Annotated in this window: 10 protein-coding genes; 3 read left to right on the forward strand and 7 right to left on the reverse strand. The window is 73.4% G+C overall.

The features are described 5' to 3' along the window. Positions 1-169: 169 nt before the first annotated feature. Entirely contained in the window at positions 170-3883 is a 3714-nt protein-coding gene (locus ACFYY6_RS06075; protein ID WP_388648252.1) for an ATP-dependent helicase, read from the reverse strand. Positions 3884-4369: 486 nt separating this feature from the next. Next, a complete protein-coding gene (locus tag ACFYY6_RS06080) occupies positions 4370-4732 on the reverse strand; it encodes an MGMT family protein (RefSeq protein WP_389191848.1) in 363 nt (120 codons plus the stop codon). A gap of 410 nt (positions 4733-5142) precedes the next feature. Here ACFYY6_RS06080 and ACFYY6_RS06085 point away from each other — a divergent pair, with 410 nt between their 5' ends. The 3 genes from ACFYY6_RS06085 (at position 5143) to ACFYY6_RS06095 (ending at position 11571) form a co-directional block, all read left to right on the forward strand. Next, positions 5143-8031: a lysylphosphatidylglycerol synthase domain-containing protein gene (locus ACFYY6_RS06085; protein ID WP_351524264.1), complete on the forward strand. Its 2889-nt coding sequence runs from the start codon at positions 5143-5145 to the stop codon at positions 8029-8031. 66 nt (positions 8032-8097) lie between these two features. After that, positions 8098-9720, forward strand: coding sequence for an alpha/beta hydrolase (locus tag ACFYY6_RS06090; RefSeq protein WP_351524265.1), 1623 nt, complete (start codon positions 8098-8100; stop codon positions 9718-9720). A gap of 246 nt (positions 9721-9966) precedes the next feature. Beyond that, complete coding sequence (locus ACFYY6_RS06095; RefSeq protein WP_351524266.1) at positions 9967-11571, forward strand: alpha/beta hydrolase; 1605 nt, start codon at positions 9967-9969, stop codon at positions 11569-11571. Between the two features lie 163 nt (positions 11572-11734). Here ACFYY6_RS06095 and moeZ read toward each other — a convergent pair whose 3' ends face one another. From moeZ to ACFYY6_RS06120, 5 genes are all read right to left on the reverse strand, one after another. Further along, positions 11735-12913 (reverse strand): adenylyltransferase/sulfurtransferase MoeZ, encoded by a 1179-nt coding sequence (gene moeZ, locus ACFYY6_RS06100; RefSeq protein WP_351524267.1) that lies wholly within the window; start codon positions 12911-12913, stop codon positions 11735-11737. 85 nt (positions 12914-12998) lie between these two features. Next, entirely contained in the window at positions 12999-13910 is a 912-nt protein-coding gene (locus ACFYY6_RS06105; protein ID WP_351634795.1) for a spherulation-specific family 4 protein, read from the reverse strand. Continuing rightward, positions 13898-14863, reverse strand: coding sequence for an NAD-dependent epimerase/dehydratase (locus ACFYY6_RS06110; RefSeq protein ID WP_351524269.1), 966 nt, complete (start codon positions 14861-14863; stop codon positions 13898-13900). The genes ACFYY6_RS06105 and ACFYY6_RS06110 overlap by 13 nt, the downstream gene beginning before the upstream one ends. A 263-nt stretch (positions 14864-15126) precedes the next feature. Beyond that, entirely contained in the window at positions 15127-16740 is a 1614-nt protein-coding gene (locus ACFYY6_RS06115; protein WP_389191829.1) for a hypothetical protein, read from the reverse strand. A 97-nt stretch (positions 16741-16837) separates the two neighbouring features. Next, complete coding sequence (locus ACFYY6_RS06120) at positions 16838-18715, reverse strand: glycosyltransferase (RefSeq protein ID WP_389191832.1); 1878 nt, start codon at positions 18713-18715, stop codon at positions 16838-16840. Between the last annotated feature and the right edge of the window lie 157 nt (positions 18716-18872).

Raw genomic sequence — 18872 nt, forward strand, 5'->3', positions numbered from 1 at the left:
ATCCCCACCGGAACCAGTCGGAACCAGTCGGATCCCGGCGCGCCTGGTCGAGCCGTGCCGACCCTGGTCGAGCCGTGCCTGGTCGTCGCAGAGCGCTGACGACCCCGATCGTTGTCGATCACTGCTGGTTGTTTCCGAGCACCGACCGGTCGTCGTCGAGCAACGCCGGTCATTCCACGATGTGGCGGCCCTCCGGCTGCGCGCTGCACGAGGCGCGGAAGGCGCAGTGCGTGCAGTGCCCGCCCGTCGTGGGGGTGAACCGTTCGTCCAGGACCCGGCCCGCCGCCGTGGCCAGCAGTTCGGACACCCACTCGCCGGAGAGCGGCTCCTGGGCCTGCACCTTCGGCAGGGTGTCGCCACCCTCCTTCTTCGGGGCGGACTGACGCAGTTGCACGAGTTCGGCGCCGCCCGGTTCGGGGCGGTGGCCGTCGAAGGCGTCGTCGACCGCTCCTTCCCGTACGGCCAGCTGGTACACGGCGAGCTGGGGGTGACGGGCGACCTCGTCCTTGGTGGGCGACTGTTTGCCGGTCTTGAAGTCGACGACGTACGCCCGGCCCTCGGCGTCCCGCTCGACCCGGTCCATGGAACCGCGGATGCGTACCCGGTACTCCCCCGCCTCCAGGGTCACGTCGAAGTCGTGCTCGCTCCCGGCATGGGTGCGTCCGGCGCGGTCCATGACGTGCCAGCGCAGGAAGCGTTCGAGGGCGATCCGGGCCTGCTCCTTCTCCTGCCGGGACTTCCAGGGGGCGTCGAAGGCGAGGCCGTCCCAGACCGAGTCCAGCCGTTCCATCAGGACATCCAGGTCGGCGGGGGTGCGCCCGGAGGCGACCTCGTCGGCGAGCACGTGCAGGACGTTGCCGAAGCCCTGGGCCGCGGTCGCCGGGGCGTCCGCCTTGACCTCGCGGCCGAGGAACCACTGGAGCGCACAGGTGTTGGCGAGCTGGTCCAGGGCGCTTCCGGAGAGGGCCACGGGCCGGTCCCGGTCGCGGAGCGGGACGGTGGACTGGGTCGGCTCGTTCAGGCCCCACCAGCGGTGCGGATGGGCCGCGGGCACCAGGGGCCGGCCCTCGTCGTCGGAGAGCGCGGCGAGCCGGGCGAGGCGGCGGGCGGCTTCCTCGCGCAGGGCCTCCGACGCGTCCGGGTCGACGGTGGTGGCGCGGAGCTCGGCGACGAGCGCGGCGACGGAGAGGGGGCGGCGCGGGCGGCCGGTGACGTCGCGCGGTTCGACACCGAGTTCCGTGAGGAAGCGGGACGGCTGGTCGCCGTCGTCGGAGGGCGCTGCGACCGCGGTGACGACGAGGCGTTCGCGGGCACGGGTCGCGGCGACGTAGAAGAGGCGGCGTTCCTCGGCGAGCAGGGCGCCGGAGGTGAGCGGCTCGGCCAGGCCGTCGCGGCCGATCCGGTCCGCTTCGAGCAGCGAGCCCCGGCGGCGCAGGTCCGGCCAGAGCCCCTCCTGCACGCTCGCGACGACGACCAGGCGCCACTGCAGGCCCTTGGAGCGGTGTGCGGTCATCAGCCGTACGGCGTCGGGGCGCAGAGCACGCCGGGAAAGGGTGTCGGCGGCGATGTCCTGGGCATCCACCTCTTCCAGGAAGTTGAGCGCGCCGCGCCCGCCGGTGCGTTCCTCGGCGCGGGCGGCGGTCTCGAAGAGCGCGCAGACGGCGTCGAGGTCACGGTCGGCGTTGCGCCCGCCCGCTCCCCCGCGCAGCGCGGCGCGTTCCAGGCGCGCCGGCCACGGGGTGCCCGCCCACAGCTCCCACAGCGCCTCCTCCGCCGTACCGCCGCCTTCGAGCAGTTCGCGCGCCTTGCGCAGGAGCGCGCCGAGGCGCTGGGCTCCGCGGGCGTACGCCGGGTCGTGCGTGACAAGCCGTTCGGGCTCGGCGAGAGCGCGGGCCAGCAGGTCGCCGGAGGGGGGCGGTACGCGGTTCCCGGCGGCCCGCTCCTCGTCGCGCAGGGCCCGGCCGAGGCGGCGCAGGTCGGCCGCGTCCATGGAACCAAGGGGGGAGGCAAGGAGGGACAGTGCGGTCTCGGTGTCCAGCCAGGACACCGCCGGTGCCTCTGGTGCCGCCGGTGCCTCTGGTGCCGCCGGTGCCTCTGGTGCCGCCGGTGCCTCCGGTACCGCCGGTGCCTCTGGTGCCGCCGGTGTCTCCGGTGCCGCCGGTTGCTCCAGCGCCTGCGGTTCCTCCGGTGCTTCTGCTGCCCCTGCCGCCCCTGGCATCTCGCATGGCTCCGGCGTCGAAGACGCCGCGTGCGCCTCCGTCGCCCCTGACACCTGTGACACCCCTGACGTCTCTGACACACCAGGCGCCTCTGGCGTCCCTGACACCGCCGCCGTCACCGAGGCCGCCGGCGCCACACCCGAGGCATCCGTGCCCCGGGCATCCGCGCCCGGCGCACCCCGGAGCAGTGCCGCCGTGGCGACCGCGCGCAGGGCGGTCAGGAGGGGAGCGACCGCCGGTTCATGGCGCAGGGGGAGATCGTCCCCGTCGACCTCCAGGGGAACCCCGGCCGAGGTCAGGGCCCGGCGGAGCGAGGGGATCGTGCGGCCCCCGGCCCGTACGAGCACCGCCATCTCGCTCCACGGAACGCCGTCCTCCAGATGCGCCCGGCGCAGCAGATCGGCGATGTTGTCCAGCTCGGTGGAGGCGGTCGGGTAGGTGTACGCCTCCACCTCGCCGCCCTCGTGGACTGCGGCGAGATCCCGGTGGGCGCGGACCTGCTCCACGGGCAGCCGGGGCAGCGGCATCCGGCGGGTGAGCAGCCGGGTGGCCTCCAGCAACCGGCCGCCGGAACGGCGCGAGGTGGTGAGGACGGCGACCGGGGCCGGGGTGCCGTCCGCCCGGCGGAACGTCTCCGGGAAGTCGAGGATGCCGTTCACATCGGCCCCCCGGAACGCGTAGATCGACTGGTCGGGGTCACCGAAGGCGATCAGGTCCCGGCCGCTCCCGCCCCTCCGGCCGCCTCCGCCTTCCGGGCCGCCCGCGGCCCCGTGTCCGGGCCTCCTTCCCCGGCCGCTCCCGGTCCCCCGGCTCCCAGCCAGCGCGTGCAGCAGCCGTACCTGTGCCGGGTCCGTGTCCTGGTACTCGTCGACGAACACCGCGTCGTACCGCTCCGTCAGCCACGCCGCCACCTCGGGGCGCTCCGCGAGCAGCACGGCCCGGTGGACCAGCTCCGCGTAGTCCAGCACCCCCTGGGCGTCCAGCACGTCCAGGTACTCGGCCAGGAACCGGGCCGCCGCGCCCCAGTCCGGCCGGCCGGTGCGGCGGGCGAAGGCGGCCAGGGCTTCCGGGCCGAGGCCCAGTTCACGGCTGCGGGCGAGCACCGCCCGCACCTCGTCCGCGAAGCCGCGCGTGGTCAGGCAGGCCCGCAGCTCGTCGGGCCAGCGGATGTGCGGGAAACCGTCCTTCTCCAGTTCGAGCTGGCCCGCCAGCAGCTCTCGGACGGTGACGTCCTGCTCCGGGCCGGAGAGCAGCCGCATCGGTTCGGCGAAGAGGTCGGCGTCCTGGTGTGCACGGACCAGGGCGTAACAGAAGGAGTGGAACGTGGTGGCCTGCGGACTGCTGGCGGCCCCCATCCGGACGGCCATCCGGTCGCGCAGTTCCACGGCGGCCTTGCGGCTGAAGGTGAGGACCAGGATGCGGGCGGGGTCGCGGCCGCTCGCCACCCGGGCTGCGACCGCCTCGACGAGCGTGGTCGTCTTGCCGGTACCGGGGCCGGCGAGCACCAGGAGCGGTCCTCCGGGGTGGTCAACCACCGCACGCTGCGCCGCGTCCAGAAGAGGGGGGTCCACGGGACCCGGCGGGGTGCGCACCAGTCGGAACGCGCCCGTGGTCCGCTGTCGTACCTCATGGTGCGGACTGTGTCGGGTGGTGGAGGAGTTCACGTGGATCGCCGGTCCTGGTGGATGTACGGGTGGGGGCGGGTGGGTGTGCGGGTGACGAGGGTGCGGCGCGTGCCGCGGACCGACGACGCTACGCCAGTGAGGGCGCGGAGCGGCGCGGGCCGACTGCGCGACTCGTCACGTTACGCACCACGATCGGCCTCGCCCCGCGGGTACGCGTCGCACCACACGCCACTGCGTCCCGCGCGCCGGCCCACGTCCCCTCGCGCGTCGCATCACGCGCGCCGGTCCGCGCGGCGGGCGCGGTGGCGCCGCCCGTCGGCCGCCGAACCGTGTCGCACATCACGCACACCGCCGCACGCCCCGCCGACACCCCCACCGTGTCGCACGTCACGTACGCGGGCGTACGCCCCGTCGCATTCCGTGTTCCGCCGGTCTCTCCGGGCATCCGCGCGGGTCTCCCGCCGGATGTCGGACGGATCGCACGGGCCCGGCGACGCCCGTTGCGCCCCCGAATGGCCGAAGCTGTCAGATGTGAGCATTTCTGTCCTCTTCCCGGTCCGCGTCGGCATCGCCGATGACGCCGTCCCACCGCGCCCGCTTCATGTCGAGGCGCGGCAGATGGCCCTCCGCGCCGCGCGGCGCCTCGCGCAGCGGGGTGTTCTCCTCGCGGTAGTGGTCCAGTGCGCGCAGTTCGTGGCCGGGCAGCAGCGCCCCGTCGGCGCGCACCACACGCCACCACGGCACAGCGCCCCCGTACAGCGCCATGACCCGGCCGACCTGGCGGGGACCGCCGTCCCCCAGCCATTCGGCGATGTCCCCGTACGTCATGACACGGCCGGGTGGGATCAGGTCGGCGACGTCGAGCACCCGCTCCGCGTACTCCGGGATCCGGTCGGCATGGTCCGGGGCCCGGTCGGCGTACTCCGCGGTCCCGTCGGCCGGCCGAGCGTCGCCCGTCGCGGCGCCGCTCGATCCCTCGTCACGCGATCCTCCGGCGGCCGGTCCTTCGCCACGGGATCTCCCGGTGCCCGTTTCGTCCGTGCCCGTTCCGTCGGCACCTGTCCGGTGTTGGCTCATCCGAGCCATCCTGCCGTACGCCACCGACAGCCCGCCGCGACCGGCGTGCGCCCGCTCACAAGGCGTGCGCGCGAGGGCAAAGGAGCGTATGTTGCGCTTCGCGTGTCCGCGCGGTACACCCTGATGCCCTTCTCTGTCGCCGGGCCGTGCCACCATCGTGCGGGCGGTGACCGGTGATACGAGAACACGAAGAACACTCAGAGGCAATGAAGGAGCAGGGCGTGCAGCCACCGAAGGCGGCGGACGCCCCTGACGCCGAACCGCACCCGGAATCGCCGGAAGCACGGGAAGCGTCACGAGCACCGGAAACCCCAGCAGTACCGGAAACACCAGAAGCACCGGAAGTACCGGAAGTACCGGAAATGTCGCAGGTACCGGACGCGCCGAAGACGCCGGGCAGGGACGCCGAGCCGTCCGGACGCCTGGCCGGTTCGACGCTCTCGACCGTCGCTGCGGAACAGGCCGAGCGGGTCTCGGGGGACGAACCGCTGCTCCCCGCCCGGGTGCACCGCCCCTCCGACCTCATGCGGCTTCTCATCGGCGTACTGGCGATCAGCGTCCTGTTCGCGATTGCCGCGTTCGCCCATGGCACCACCGCCGGGCTCGAACAGGACATCACCAAGGGCACCGGCCAGGCGCCCGATGCTCTGATCAAGCTCGCCGGGCTCGTCTCCAGCATCGCCGTCCTGCTCGTTCCGGTCGTCTTCGCCATCGAGCGGCTGATCAAACGCGACGGGCTGCGGATCGCGGACGGGGTGCTCGCCGCCGTACTGGCGCACGGTGTCACGCTCGCCGCCGACCTCTGGGTGGCCGAGTCCGCCCCCGGCACCATCAAGGACGCCCTGACCCAACCGCAGCCCGGGGACGCGCTCACCGACCCCGTGCACGGCTATCTCGCTCCCGTGATCGCGTACATGACGGCCGTCGGGATGGCGAGACGGCCGCGCTGGCGCGTCGTGCTGTGGGTGGTGCTGCTGCTCGACGCGTTCGCCATGCTGGTGGGCGGCTTCACCACCCCGTTCTCGATCGTCCTCACCGTGCTGATCGGCTGGACCGTGGCGTACGGCACGCTGTACGCGGTCGGCTCGCCCAACGTGCGGCCGACCGGTCAGCACCTGATGGCCGGTCTGCGCCGGGTCGGCTTCCACCCGGTCACCGCGATGCGCGCCGAGGACACCCCCGACTCCGGCGACCAGAACGACCGGGGGCGCCGTTATCTGGTCACTCTGGAGGACGGACCGCCGCTCGACGTGACGGTCGTCGACCGCGAGCAGCAGGCCCAGGGCTTCTACTACCGGGTGTGGCGCAGACTCACCCTGCGCGGCATCACCCAGAACCGTTCGATCCAGTCGCTGCGTCAGGCGCTGGAGCAGGAGGCGCTGCTCGCGTACGCGGCGATCGCCGCCGGGGCCCACGCGCCCAAGCTGATCGCCACCTCCGAGCTCGGGCCCGACGCCGTGATGCTGGTGTACGAGCACATCGGCGGCCGTTCCCTGGACGCGCTGGAGGACTCGGAGATCACCGACGAGCTGCTGCGCGGCGCCTGGCGGCAGGTGAGGGCGCTCCAGTCGCGACGGATCGCGCACCGCAGGCTCACGGGCGACGCCATCCTGGTGGATGGTGCCGGCACGGTGTTCGTGACCGATCTGCGCGGCGGCGAGATCGCGGCCGGGGATCTGGTCCTGCGGATGGACGTCGCCCAGCTGCTGACCACCACGGGGCTGCGGGTGGGCGCCGAGCGGGCGGTCGCCGGTGCGCTGGAGGTCCTGGGGCCCGACGCGGTGGCGGACTGTCTGCCGCTGCTCCAGCCGATCGCGCTGAGCCGCTCCACCCGGGCCACGCTGCGGCGGCTCGCCCGGGAGCGTTCGCAGCGCGAGCGCGAGGCGGTGCTGGCGGCGTCGGACGCGGCCAAGCGCGCCAGGGCCCTGGAGACCGCGCACGACGAGTACGCCGCCGCGCCCGGCCACGAGGACGAGCGGGCAGCCGGGCGGAGGACCGACGCCAGAACCGGGCGCAAGGCCGAGCGCAAGTCGCTGCGCGTGCAGAAGCAGGCCGAGAAGCGGGCCGTGGACGAGGCGCTGGAGGGGGCGCGCGAGGAGGACCTGCTCTCCCAGATGCGCCAACAGGTCCTGCGCATCCGGCCGCAGGCGCCGGTCGAACCGGTCCGGCTGGAGCGCATCAAGCCGCGCACCCTCCTCAGCTTCATCGCCGGTGCGATCGCCGCGTACCTCCTCATCTCGCAGGTGACCCAGGCCGACTTCGGCGCGGTCGTCGAGCAGGCGGAGTGGGGCTGGGTGGCGGCCGCGGTCGGCTTCTCGGCCCTGAGCTACGTCGCCGCGGCGATGAGCCTGCTGGGCTTCGTGCCGGAGCGGGTGCGGTTCGGGAGGACCGTGCTGGCGCAGGTCGCCGGGTCCTTCGTGAAGCTCGTCGCCCCGGCCGCGGTCGGCGGTGTGGCGTTGAACACGCGGTTCCTGCAACGGGCCGGGGTGCGCCCGGGGCTCGCGGTGGCGAGCGTCGGTGCCTCGCAGCTGTTCGGCCTCGGCTGCCACATCCTGCTGCTCGCCGCGTTCGGATATCTGACGGGCACGGAGAAGACGCCGTCCTCGCTCACCCCGTCCAGGACGGTGATCGCCGGCCTGCTGACGGTCGCCGTGCTGGTGCTGGTGGTGACGGCGGTCCCGTTCCTGCGGAAGTTCGTCGTCACCCGGCTGCGGTCACTGTTCGCCGGGGTGGTGCCGCGCATGCTGGACGTGGTGCAGCGGCCGCAGAAGCTGCTGACCGGCATCGGCGGGATGCTGCTGCTGACCGGGACGTTCGTGATGTGCCTGGACGCGTCGATCCGGGCGTTCAGCGGTCCGGACGTGCCGACGCTCAGCTACGCGAGCATCGCGGTGGTCTTCCTGGCCGGCAACGCGCTGGGATCGGCGGCGCCCACTCCAGGCGGCATGGGTGCGGTCGAGCCCGCGCTGACCCTCGGGCTGATCGCGGTCGGCCTGCCGAAGGAGGTCGCGGCACCGGCGGTGCTGCTGTACCGGCTGCTGACGCTGTGGCTGCCGGTACTCCCGGGCTGGCTCTGCTTCAACCACCTGACCCGCAAGGGCGCGCTCTGAGGGCCTGCCACCCGCTTGGACCGGTGTCCCGTGCACGGGTCCCGCCCCCGCCGCACGATGGGCAGCATGAGGACCTCCCCCGCCCTGCGCACCGCCGCTCTCGCCGCCACGGCCACCGTGCTCCTGCCCCTTGCGCTCACCGCCTGCTCCCGGAGCGGTGACGACAGCGGCCCGGACGGGCCCGGGAACAACCCCTCGCTCGCGGCGAACGCCGCCGAGTCGACCGGTGGCCCCGGCGGCCTCGGGTCCCAGAAGCTGATGTGGAAGCCGTGCCCCGCCCCGTCCGCGGCGCAGGGCGGCGGGAGGGCCCCTGCCCCGCTGCCCGACGGCACCCGCTGGGAGTGCGCCTCCATGAAGGCGCCGCTCGACTATGCCAGGCCCGACGGCGGGACGATCGACCTGGCACTCATCCGGGCCAGGTCCAAGGCCGCGGCCCCGGCCCGGCGCATCGGCTCGCTCGTCTTCAACTTCGGCGGCCCCGGCGCCTCCGGCGTCGCCATCCTGCCCGCCTTCGGCACCACGTACGAGAAGCTCCGCGCCCGCTACGACCTGGTCAGCTTCGACCCGCGCGGGGTCGGCCGCAGCGCCGGGGTGGCGTGCGAGAGCGACCGGCAGCTCGACGCGCGCTACGCGACCGACAGCACCCCGGACACCAGCGCCGAGGTCAACGCCTTCATCAAGGACACCAAGACGTTCGCCGCGGCCTGCCACAAGAACTCCGGCAGGGAACTCCCCTACGTCGGCACCACCGACGCCGCCCGCGACATGGACCTGATGCGCCAGGTGCTCGGCGACCGGAAGCTCCACTACTTCGGCATCTCCTACGGCACCGAACTGGGCGGCGTCTACGCCCACCTGTTCCCGAAGAACGTCGGCCGGGCGGTGCTGGACGCGGTGGTCGACCCGACCCGGGACGCCGAGCAGTCCTCGCTCGGCCAGGCCAAGGGGTTCCAGCTCGCACTGGACAACTTCACCAAGGACTGCGCGGCCCGCGGGGACGCCTGCAAGCTGCCCGGTTCCAACGCGAAGGAGATCGAACAGGGGATCGGCGACCTGCTCGACCAGCTGGAGAAGAAGCCCGTCCCGGGACTCGGCTCCCGGCAGCTCACCCAGACCCTGGCCACCACCGGCATCGCGGCGTCCCTCTACTCCAAGGCCACCTGGCCCCTGCTGGAGCAGGGCGTGGACGAGGCCGACGGCGGGAACGGCGGACTGCTCCTCGCCCTCGCCGACTCGCTGAACGGCCGCTCCCAGGACGGCCGTTACGACAACTCGATGTCCGCCAACACCGCCATCAGTTGCGCCGACTCCAAGCAGCGGTTCACGGTCGACCAGGTGAAATCGAGACTCCCGTCGTTCCGGGCCGCCTCGCCGATCTTCGGCGACTACCTGGGCTGGGGCCTGATGAGCTGCACCGGCTGGCCGGTGGCGGGCGCCTGGAGGACCCCGGACGTCAGCGCCCCGGGCGCGCCCCCCATCCTCGTCATCGGCAACACCGGCGACCCGGCCACCCCGTACCAGGGCTCAAGGGCCATGGCCAACGCTCTGGGCAAGGGCGTCGGCGTGCAGATGACGTACGAGGGACAGGGGCACGGCGCGTACAACAGCAACAACGTCTGTGTGCAGAAGGCCGTCGGGGACTACCTGATGAACGGCAAGGTGCCCGCCGCCGGGACCGTCTGCAAGTAGCCGCCCTTCCGCCCGCCGCGGTGCGTCCGCCCGTTCCCCGTCGCCCGGCCCCGCCCGCCGCCGCGCTTCCTCCTGTCCTCCGTCGTCCGACCGGCCTCCGGCCGCCGTCGTGCGTCCGCCCGTTCCCCGACCGCTGCCGTCGAACGGCCTGTCGGACCCCTTCCCGTACGGTGTTCGTGCCACGGACGCACCCCCGAACACGGGCGGGGCACGCACGGAACGCGGCACACAGGGGAGGGCGAAATCGTGGTCGGACACGTACGGGCCGGGGCGCCGGCCGGGGCCGTGCTGCTGCTGGCAGGGCTGCTCGGGGGCTGCGGCACCAGCGAGGACGGCAAAGCGGCCGAGGGGACGGACCGCGGCGCCGCGTCCGCGCCGTCCTCCGCCGCACCGCCCGGAGCGTCCTCCGCCACGCCGAGCACCCCGTCGCCCCCGCCCGTCCTGCCCGCCGCCCTCACCTCGCAGCGGCCGGACTGGAAGCACTGCACGGCCCCCGAGGGCGGCAGCGCGCCCGGCGGCGACTGGCGCTGCGCGCTCGTGGACGTACCGCTCGACTACGCGAGACCGGACGGCGACACGATCGGGATCGCGTTGATCCGCAAGAAGGCCCGGGACAAGGACCGTCGTCTCGGCTCGATGCTCTTCAACTTCGGCGGCCCCGGGGGTTCCGGGGTCTCGATACTGCCGCGCGCCGCCGAGTCGTACGGGTACGGAAAGCTCAACTCCCGCTACGACCTGGTGAGTTTCGACCCCCGCGGGGTCGCGCGCAGCGCCGGTGTCGTCTGCCGCACCGACAAGAAGCAGGAGAGCGCCCTCCAGAACGTCGACCTGACCCCGGACACGGCGACGGAGAAGGCCGCGTTCATGAAGGACGCGACGGATTTCAGTGCGGGCTGCGCGCACCGCTCCGGCAAGGTCCTGCCGTACGTCGGCACGTCGAACGCCGCCCGCGACATGGACCTGATCCGGCAGGTGCTCGGCGACGAGAAGCTCACCTACTTCGGCATCTCCTACGGCACCGAACTGGGCGGCACATACGCCCACCTCTTCCCCGCGAAGGTCGGACGCACCGTGCTGGACGCCGTCGTCGACCCGACCGCCGACCCGGTCGGGCACGCCCGCAACCAGGCGACCGGCTTCCAGCGGGCGTTGGAGAACTACTTCAAGGACCGCGGCCAGGACCCGAAGACCGGGACGCGGCGCATCGCCCGGCTGCTGGAACACATCGACCAAAAGCCGCTGCCCACCGACTCCGGGCGCGAGCTCACCGAGTCGCTGGCCGTCACCGGCATCGTCACGCCGCTGTACTCCGAGAGCAGCTGGCCCTACCTGACCCGGGCGCTGGACGAGGCGGAGAAGCGTGACCGGGGCACCTTGCTGCTCCAGCTGGCCGACTCCTACAACGGCCGTGCCGAGAACGGGCACTACGACACCCAGAGCCATGCGCAGCGCGCCGTCTCCTGCGCCGACAGCAGGCCCCGGCCGACGGTGGCCGAGGCGAGGGCCCTGCTGCCGGAGTTCCGGAAGCTCTCCCCGGTGTTCGGCCCCTTCCTGGCGTGGGACACCGCCGGCTGGTGCGCGCGGTGGCCGGTGGCGGGCGAGCACGACCACCCGGAGGTGAGCGCTCCGGGCGCCGCCCCGGTGCTGGTCGTCGGTACGACCGGTGACCCGGCCACGCCCTACGAGGGCGCGCGGAAGATGGCGGACGCGCTCGGCGACGGTGTCGGCGTCCTGGTCACCAACAAGGGCGAGGGACACGGCTCGTACGGCAGGAGCGCGTGCGTGACATCGACCGTGGACGCGTACTTCCTCGACGGGAAGGTCCCGGCGGACGGCACGACCTGTTCCTGACTGGGCGGCGGGGTGCGAGAGAACCCCGGGATTCGGGTACCGCGGCAGCCGGGTACGCGGAAGGGGCCGATCCGCGACATGCGGACGGCCCCTCCGGAGCATTCGGCTTCGTGCGCCGTGCTTCGTGCCTCGCGCTTGGTGCTTGGTGCTTGGTGCTTGGTGCTCAGTACACCGGCTTCTCGGGCTCGATCTGGTTGACCCAGCCGATCACGCCGCCGCCCACATGCACCGCGTCGGCGAAGCCCGCCGACTTGAGGACCGCGAGGACCTCGGCGCTGCGGACACCCGTCTTGCAGTGCAGGACGATGCGCTTGTCCTGCGGGAGGTCCTGGAGGGCGTTGCCCATCAGGAACTCGTTCTTCGGGATCAGCCGGGCGCCCGGGATCGAGACGATCTCGAACTCGTTGGGCTCGCGGACGTCGATGATCTCGATCTTCTCGTCCGCGTCGATCCACTCCTTGAGCTGCTTGGGAGTGATCGTGGAACCGGCCGCCGCCTCCTGGGCCTCCTCCGACACGACGCCGCAGAACGCCTCGTAGTCGATGAGCTCGGTGACCGTGGGGTTCTTGCCGCAGACCGCGCAGTCGGGGTCCTTGCGGACCTTGACCTGGCGGTACTGCATCTCCAGGGCGTCGTAGATCATCAACCGGCCGACCAGCGGGTCACCGATGCCGGCGAGCAGCTTGATGGCCTCCGTGACCTGGATGGAACCGACCGAGGCGCAGAGCACCCCGAGCACACCGCCCTCGGCGCAGGAGGGGACCATGCCCGGCGGGGGCGGCTCCGGGTAGAGGCAGCGGTAGCAGGGGCCGTGCTCGGACCAGAACACGGACGCCTGACCGTCGAACCGGTAGATCGAGCCCCAGATGTACGGCTTGTTCAGCAGCACCGCCGCGTCGTTGACCAGATAGCGGGTGGCGAAGTTGTCCGTGCCGTCCACGATCAGGTCGTACTGCGCGAAGATCTCCAGCACGTTGTCGGCCTCGAGCCGCCCCTCGTGCAGCACCACGTTCACGTACGGGTTGATGCCGAGCACCGAGTCCCTGGCGGACTCGGCCTTGGGACGGCCGATGTCGGACTGACTGTGGATGATCTGGCGCTGCAGGTTCGACTCGTCGACCTCGTCGAACTCCACGATGCCGAGCGTGCCGACACCGGCGGCGGCCAGGTACATCAGGGCCGGGGAACCGAGACCGCCGGCCCCGACGCACAGCACCTTCGCGTTCTTCAGCCGCTTCTGCCCGTCCATCCCGACATCCGGGATGATCAGGTGGCGGGAGTACCTGCGGACCTCGTCGACGGTGAGCTCAGCAGCTGGCTCGACCAGGGGTGGCAGCGACACAGGGACCTCAACAATGCAGGTGGTCGGTTTCTACGTACTTCATCTGCGTACGGTTGTTCTTCCCGTAACACTGCCACGCCCTTTCTCATTCCGAGTTACCCGGTCCGATCCGCGAGACGATTTCGTCCCAGTAACTGGGCAGCGCCACAAATGGGTCATTCTGCCCGTGTTGACCGTCTCGGTCCGTGAAAAAGATCGTGCCCGCGCCCTGCCAGCGCGCGATGCGCATGGCCTCGTCGAGGTGGGTGCGCGGAACACCGTGGACGAAGTGCGCGAACCGCTCGGGTGGGTAGTCGGCGGTCCACTCCGCCACCTGGGACCAGCGGTAGTCCGTCCACGGCCCGGAGAAGGTCACCAACTGGTCGGCGGCCTCGGCGTAGCCGGGATGCGGATGCGTGCCGATGCCCAGCACCAGCGGCCCGCCGCCTCGGCCGTACGTGCCGTGCCCGGTGCCTCCGCCACCCCCGGCTCCTTCCCCGTACGCCCCGTCGCCGGGCCGGCCGCTTCCCGTCCCGTCACCGGCCCCGCCGTGTTCCAGAAGGGTGGCGAGGGTACTGGTGAGGCGGCGGACGGCCGGGAGTTCGGCCCGCTCGGACGGGCACCGGCCGAGGTAGAAGCCGTCGACGCGGTACCAGCTCAGGAAGGACTGTGCGTCGGCCATCAGGTCCCCGAAGGGGCGGCTGCCGAAGGCCAGGTCGAGGTGACCGAGCAGCCGGCCGCCCGCCGCGCGTACGGAGTCGTGCGGGGCGTCGCCGTGCAGCGCGCGCTCCCGCGCGTTGCGCAGGCGGCCCGCCGCCTCCAGGCAGTGCGGATCGGGCCGGGCGCCGGGGCCGTCGTCGACGTTGAGGACGGCCCAGTGCAGCGGGGTGCCGGGGCGGGTGAGTTCGGCCCACTCCGTGGGGGCGAGCAGCGGGTGCGCGTACCCGGGTACGCCGAAGCCGAGCGGCGTGGCACCACCGGTCCTGCGGGCGGTGCCGACCGAGGTCAGATACGGCACGCCGCCTCCATCCAGATGTCGGCGAGGGACTCCTCCAGATTGATCCGGGGGCGCCAGCCGAGCCGGTCCCTGGCGGTGCGGACGTCGGCCTGCTGCCAGGCGCCGCAGCCGTCCGGATAGGGGGACGGGGTCGCCGAGAGGTGCTCGATGAGCGACTCGCTGGAGGTGCGCGGGGCGCCGATGGGCAGCCGGGGCGGGGGGGCGTCCAGTTCGTGGAGTGCGCCCCCGTACCCGGCGACCCTGGCCAGGACGGCGGCGGCGTCCCGGAGGCGCACGGCACGGCCGGTACCGATGTTGACGACCCCCTGGGCGGCGGAGAGCGAGGCGGCGTGCACGGCGCGCGCGACGTCGCGCACGTCGACGAAGTCGCGCTGCACGCCGAGGCCGCTGAGCTTCAGTTCGCCGTCGCCGGACTGCATGGCCCGGCGCATCGCCTCGGCGAGCCTGCCGAGCGGGGAACCGGCCGGGGTGCCGGGACCGACCGGGGAGAAGATCCGCAGCACGACCGCGTCGAGGCCGGAACCGAGCACGAGTTCAGTGGCGGCGAGCTTGCTGACGCCGTACGGGCCGCCGGGGCGCGGGAGCGCGTCCTCCGCGGTCGACGAACCGGGCTGCGAGGGCCCGTACTCCGAGGCACAGCCGAGCTGGACGAGCCTGGCCGTACAGCCGCTGCGCCGCATCGCCTCGCAGACGGTGGCGACGGCGACGGTGTTGTGCCGGGTCAGGTCGCGCGCTCCGCCGCGGGTGGCGCCGGCGCAGTTGACGACGACTCCGGGGTGGACGGCGTCCAGGAAGCGGGTCAGCGCCCCGGGACTGCCGGTGGCGAGGTCGAACCGTACGTCGGCGTCGTCGCCGCGGCCCAGCGCCGTGAGGTGCACGGCGGGATCGGCGAGCAGCCGGTCGGCGACGAACCGGCCGAGGAATCCGTTGGCTCCGAGCAGCAGCACCCTCATCGTGCGCCCCCTCGGTGCCGACGGCCGGCTGCCGGTGCGGGGGTTTGGGGGGTCATGTCCGGTGTCTCCTTCGGGAAGTGGAACGGGTTGGGGCGCGGGACCCGCGGCGTCGGCTCCGCGGGGCATGCGCGTGGTCCAGTGGTTCGTATGTGGGGGGTGGTTCGTGGCCCGGCGCCGCGGGAGCGGGCCGGAAGCTTCGGTTAGACGATGGGTCGGGCCGAGTCGCCGCCCGGCCCATCGGCGGCGCAGGCCCCATCGGCGGCTCAGGCCCCATCGGCGACCCGGGCCGAGCCGTCCGGCCGGTCCGTCGCATGCCCCGAGTCGTCCGGCCGGTCCGCGGCATGGGCCGAGTCGTCCGGTCGCGCCATGGCATGCGTGGTGTCCAGGGCTTCCGTGGCGTCCAGGGCTTCCGTGGCGTCCAGGGCTTCCGTGGCGTCCGGCCGGTCGATGGCGTGGGCGGAGGCCCGGGGAAGGACGACGGCTGCGGTGATCAGCAGCGCGAGCGCGGCCGTGCCGCAGGCGAGGGCGGGTACGGCCCCGGTGCCGGCGGTGGCGACCAGGACGTCGACGGGACGGGCGAGGGCGTGCAGACCGGGCAGGCGCCCGGTCATGATCAGGGCGGGCGCCAGGAGCTCGACGGCGCAGGCGGCGGCCAGCGCGGCCGTGGCGGGTTCGGGGTGGCCGTGCACGGTCAGCAGCCGGGCCGCCAGGAGCAGCGCCCCGAGCGCGGCCGCCCCGGCGAACGCGCCGCCGCCGAATCCCAGGTACGCGAGGTGGAGCAGCGCGGCGAGAACGCAGAGGTGGAGCGCGACGGCGCCGAACAGCAGGGGGCGCACGCCCGCGGAGAACTGCTTCCGCGTCCGGCTGACCGCGAGGGCGCGGTGTGCGCGTGCGGAGAAGAGGTGCGCGCACCAGGCGGCCGGGGCGACGGAGAGGGCCAGCCCCGCCAGGGGTGCCGGGGTGAGCGTCCACGGGCCTTCCGGGCCACCGCTGAGCACCTGGTGGAGCAGGGCGTCGCCGTACAGGGCGAAGCCGAGCAGCCAGCAGCCGTACACACGGGCGGCGGCCGTGGACCCGCCCACCACCCGCAGGGGGCCTACGCGCAGGGCGAGAGCGAGACCGATGACCACGAGGAGCGTTCCGGCGAGGCCGATCGCGAGCCGTCCCCGGCCGTCGAGCACTCCCTCGGTCAGCCTCAGCGCGCCGAGCGTGGCCACGCAGGCGAGGCCGGGCACGAGCGCGCGGAGCGTCCAGGCAGCACGCGTCGCGATGTCGCGCGCCGGCGCGCGACGCGCGGTCGCGGGGTCCTCCGCGACGGCGGGCACCCGGGCGAAGAGTTCCTCGGCGAGCGAGAAGACGTCCCGGTGCCGGTAGCGGGCGGCAACCCGGTCGGTCACGCCGTGGGTTTCGAGCCCGGCGGCGATCTCCAACGGGTCCACGGCCCTTTGACACAGGGCTCGGTGGCGGTGCATCAACGCCTTCACCGGATCGGCGGAACCTCCGACCGGGTCGGCGGAACCCCGGCGCACGACGGCGCGCGGGTGCGCCGGGACGGGGTGGGCGATCTCCGGGGCGCGCGACGCGTCGGTCCCGACTCCCGCGGTGTGCCGACCGGTCGTCCGTGACGCGGAGGCGGCGACTCGTAACGGGGCAGCGCGGCCCCGATCTGTTCCTGGCGCAGGGCCGGCAGCCGTCTCCCCCGAGCGGAGGTCCCGGCTTCCGCCCGCGACGGACCCCACGCCGGAACCGGTGGCCGACCCCACGCCGGAACCGGTGGCCGACCCCACGCCGGAACCGGTGGCGGATCCAGCGGCGGACCCGATGGCGGATTCGGCGGCTGCGCCGGACACCTCGATCCGGTCGATCGGGCGGCTCATCGTCTCTCCTCCGTGATCGTCGCCCACTGGGGCGTCCCGCACCGGCCCGCTGCCGCGGTTCTGCTCGCCGCCGCGGTTCCGCCGGCCCGTTCCTCGTTCACGCATCGCCGTCACCCGCTCCCCGTGCTCCCACGCAGACGGTCCGGGGCCCGAAGGCCCAGCCGGGCGTACGGCCGACGGGCTCCGCGTGGAGCGCCCCCGAGGCGAGCGCCCCCGAGGCCGTCCACGGGCCCGGGACATGCGCCTCGGGCGGGGTGGCGAACGGGCGCGGCCGACCGTCGGCGGCCACCGTCTCGTCCTCCCCGCGCCCCGGGACGCGCGAGATCAGCTCCAGATAGATGCCGCGAAACGCGGCGAGATTCTGTTCGACGGTGAAGAGTTCGAGCGCCCTCGCGCGCGCCGCCGCACCGAGCCGTGCACGGCGCTCGGGGTCGCGCAGCAGCGCCAGACAGGCGTCGGCAAGCGCCTTGGGGTTGCACGGGGGCACGACGAGTCCTGTACCGCCGACGACCTCGACCACCGCGCCGACGTCCGTCGACACCGTGGCCCGCCCGCAGAACATCGCCTCGACGAGGGTGTCGGGGAAGTCCTCGACGATGCTGGACAGGACGACGACCCCGCCGGCGGCGTAGGCGTCCACGACGTCCGGCACCTCGGCCCCGCCGAGTTCGTGGAAGGAGACCGGGCCGCCGTCGACGGCGTGCGTGTCCGCCGCCTCGTCCGGGAAGAGCCGGCCGGCCAGCGCCCGGCACCGCGCGAGATGGTCGGCGCCCTCCGGTCCCGGCGCCACCGCGCCGACGATCCGCAACCGGGCGCCCGGCTCGGCCTTCCGTACCTCCGTGAAGGCGTGCAGCAATGTCACCAGGTCCTTGGCGGGTTCGACGCGGCCGACCCAGACGAGCGTGTCGTCGGGACCGCCGTCACCGCTCTCCCCCAGCGCCGCGAACCGGGCGGGGTCCAGACCGGGGTGGACGGTGCGCAGCTTCTCGCGTCCGGCACCGCATCGCTCCTGCCAGCGTCGGGCGTGGGTGTCGCCGGGGGTGATGAGTGCGGCCTGCCGGTACACCTCGGCGGCGAACCGTCGGTGGAAGCCCGCGAGCACGGCGCGCACCGGCGCGCTCAGGGGTGTTCGGGCTGTGGCGAGGTAGTGCGCCCGCAGCCGCGCGCCGTGTTCGGTGACCAGCAGGGGCACGCCGAAGAAGCGCTTGGCCAGCAGTCCCGGGAGCGCCGTGACACCGCCGGCCGCGGCATGACAGAGGTCGACCGCGCCGAGGCCCAGGTCGTCGTACCAGTCGAGCGAGAGAGGGCGCAGCAGTTCCTCGATCTCTCGGGCGAGGTCGAGGAGGTCGGCGACGACGGCGGTCCGGACAGTGCTCCCGCTGCCCGGGGCACGGCAGGCGGCTTCGAGTACGCGCAGCGCCGTTTCGGAGCGGAGGGCCGCGGGCAGACCGCCGTGTTCGCGGGCCAGTTCGGCGAGCCCGTACAGCCCTTCGGCGAAGCCCTCGTCCATGGCACCGGCGTACGCGTGCGCGCACCCGCTCGCGCCCGCTCCCGCGCTCACACCCCCAGGGCCGCCGGCCCCGCCCGGCGCACCGCCGAGCACGCGCTCCTCGACGTCCAGCGCGCGCGCCGCGCAGATCGAGGTGGCGAGCGCCGTGAAATGCGCCGCGAAGCGCCGCCGTTCACGCCGTCCGTACGCGCGTCCGCGCCGACCCGTCGTCATCCGGCTGAGCAGCGAGCTGGAGGTGCGCCTGCCCAGGGAGTCCTCGTCGGGCGTCCAGAGCGGAGCCGTCCGTACCTGTCGGACGTTCGCAGGGAACGGCTCCCGAGCCCATTCCTCCTGGTCGACCGCGCGGTGGAGCACGAAGAGAGCGAACTCGTGCGGAGCGAGCCCGCGCACCAGGCGGTCGCACCAGAGCCCGGACTCACCAGTCGCGCACGGACAGCCACCGTCGGTGAGGAATCCGATTCGCACGGGCGCACCCCCGATCTCCCTTGTGGACGGCCTCCGTCGGCACGTCGACTCACAGCGGCACGACCGTAAGGGGATACGCCGGTGGTGGGGGGGGGGCGGGGGGGGGCCCCCCCCCCCCCGGGGGGGAACGACGGACACAACAAGGCCCCCCCGCGGG

This window comes from Streptomyces sp. NPDC001750 (assembly GCF_042892615.1).
In the GTDB taxonomy this organism is placed as follows: domain Bacteria; phylum Actinomycetota; class Actinomycetes; order Streptomycetales; family Streptomycetaceae; genus Streptomyces.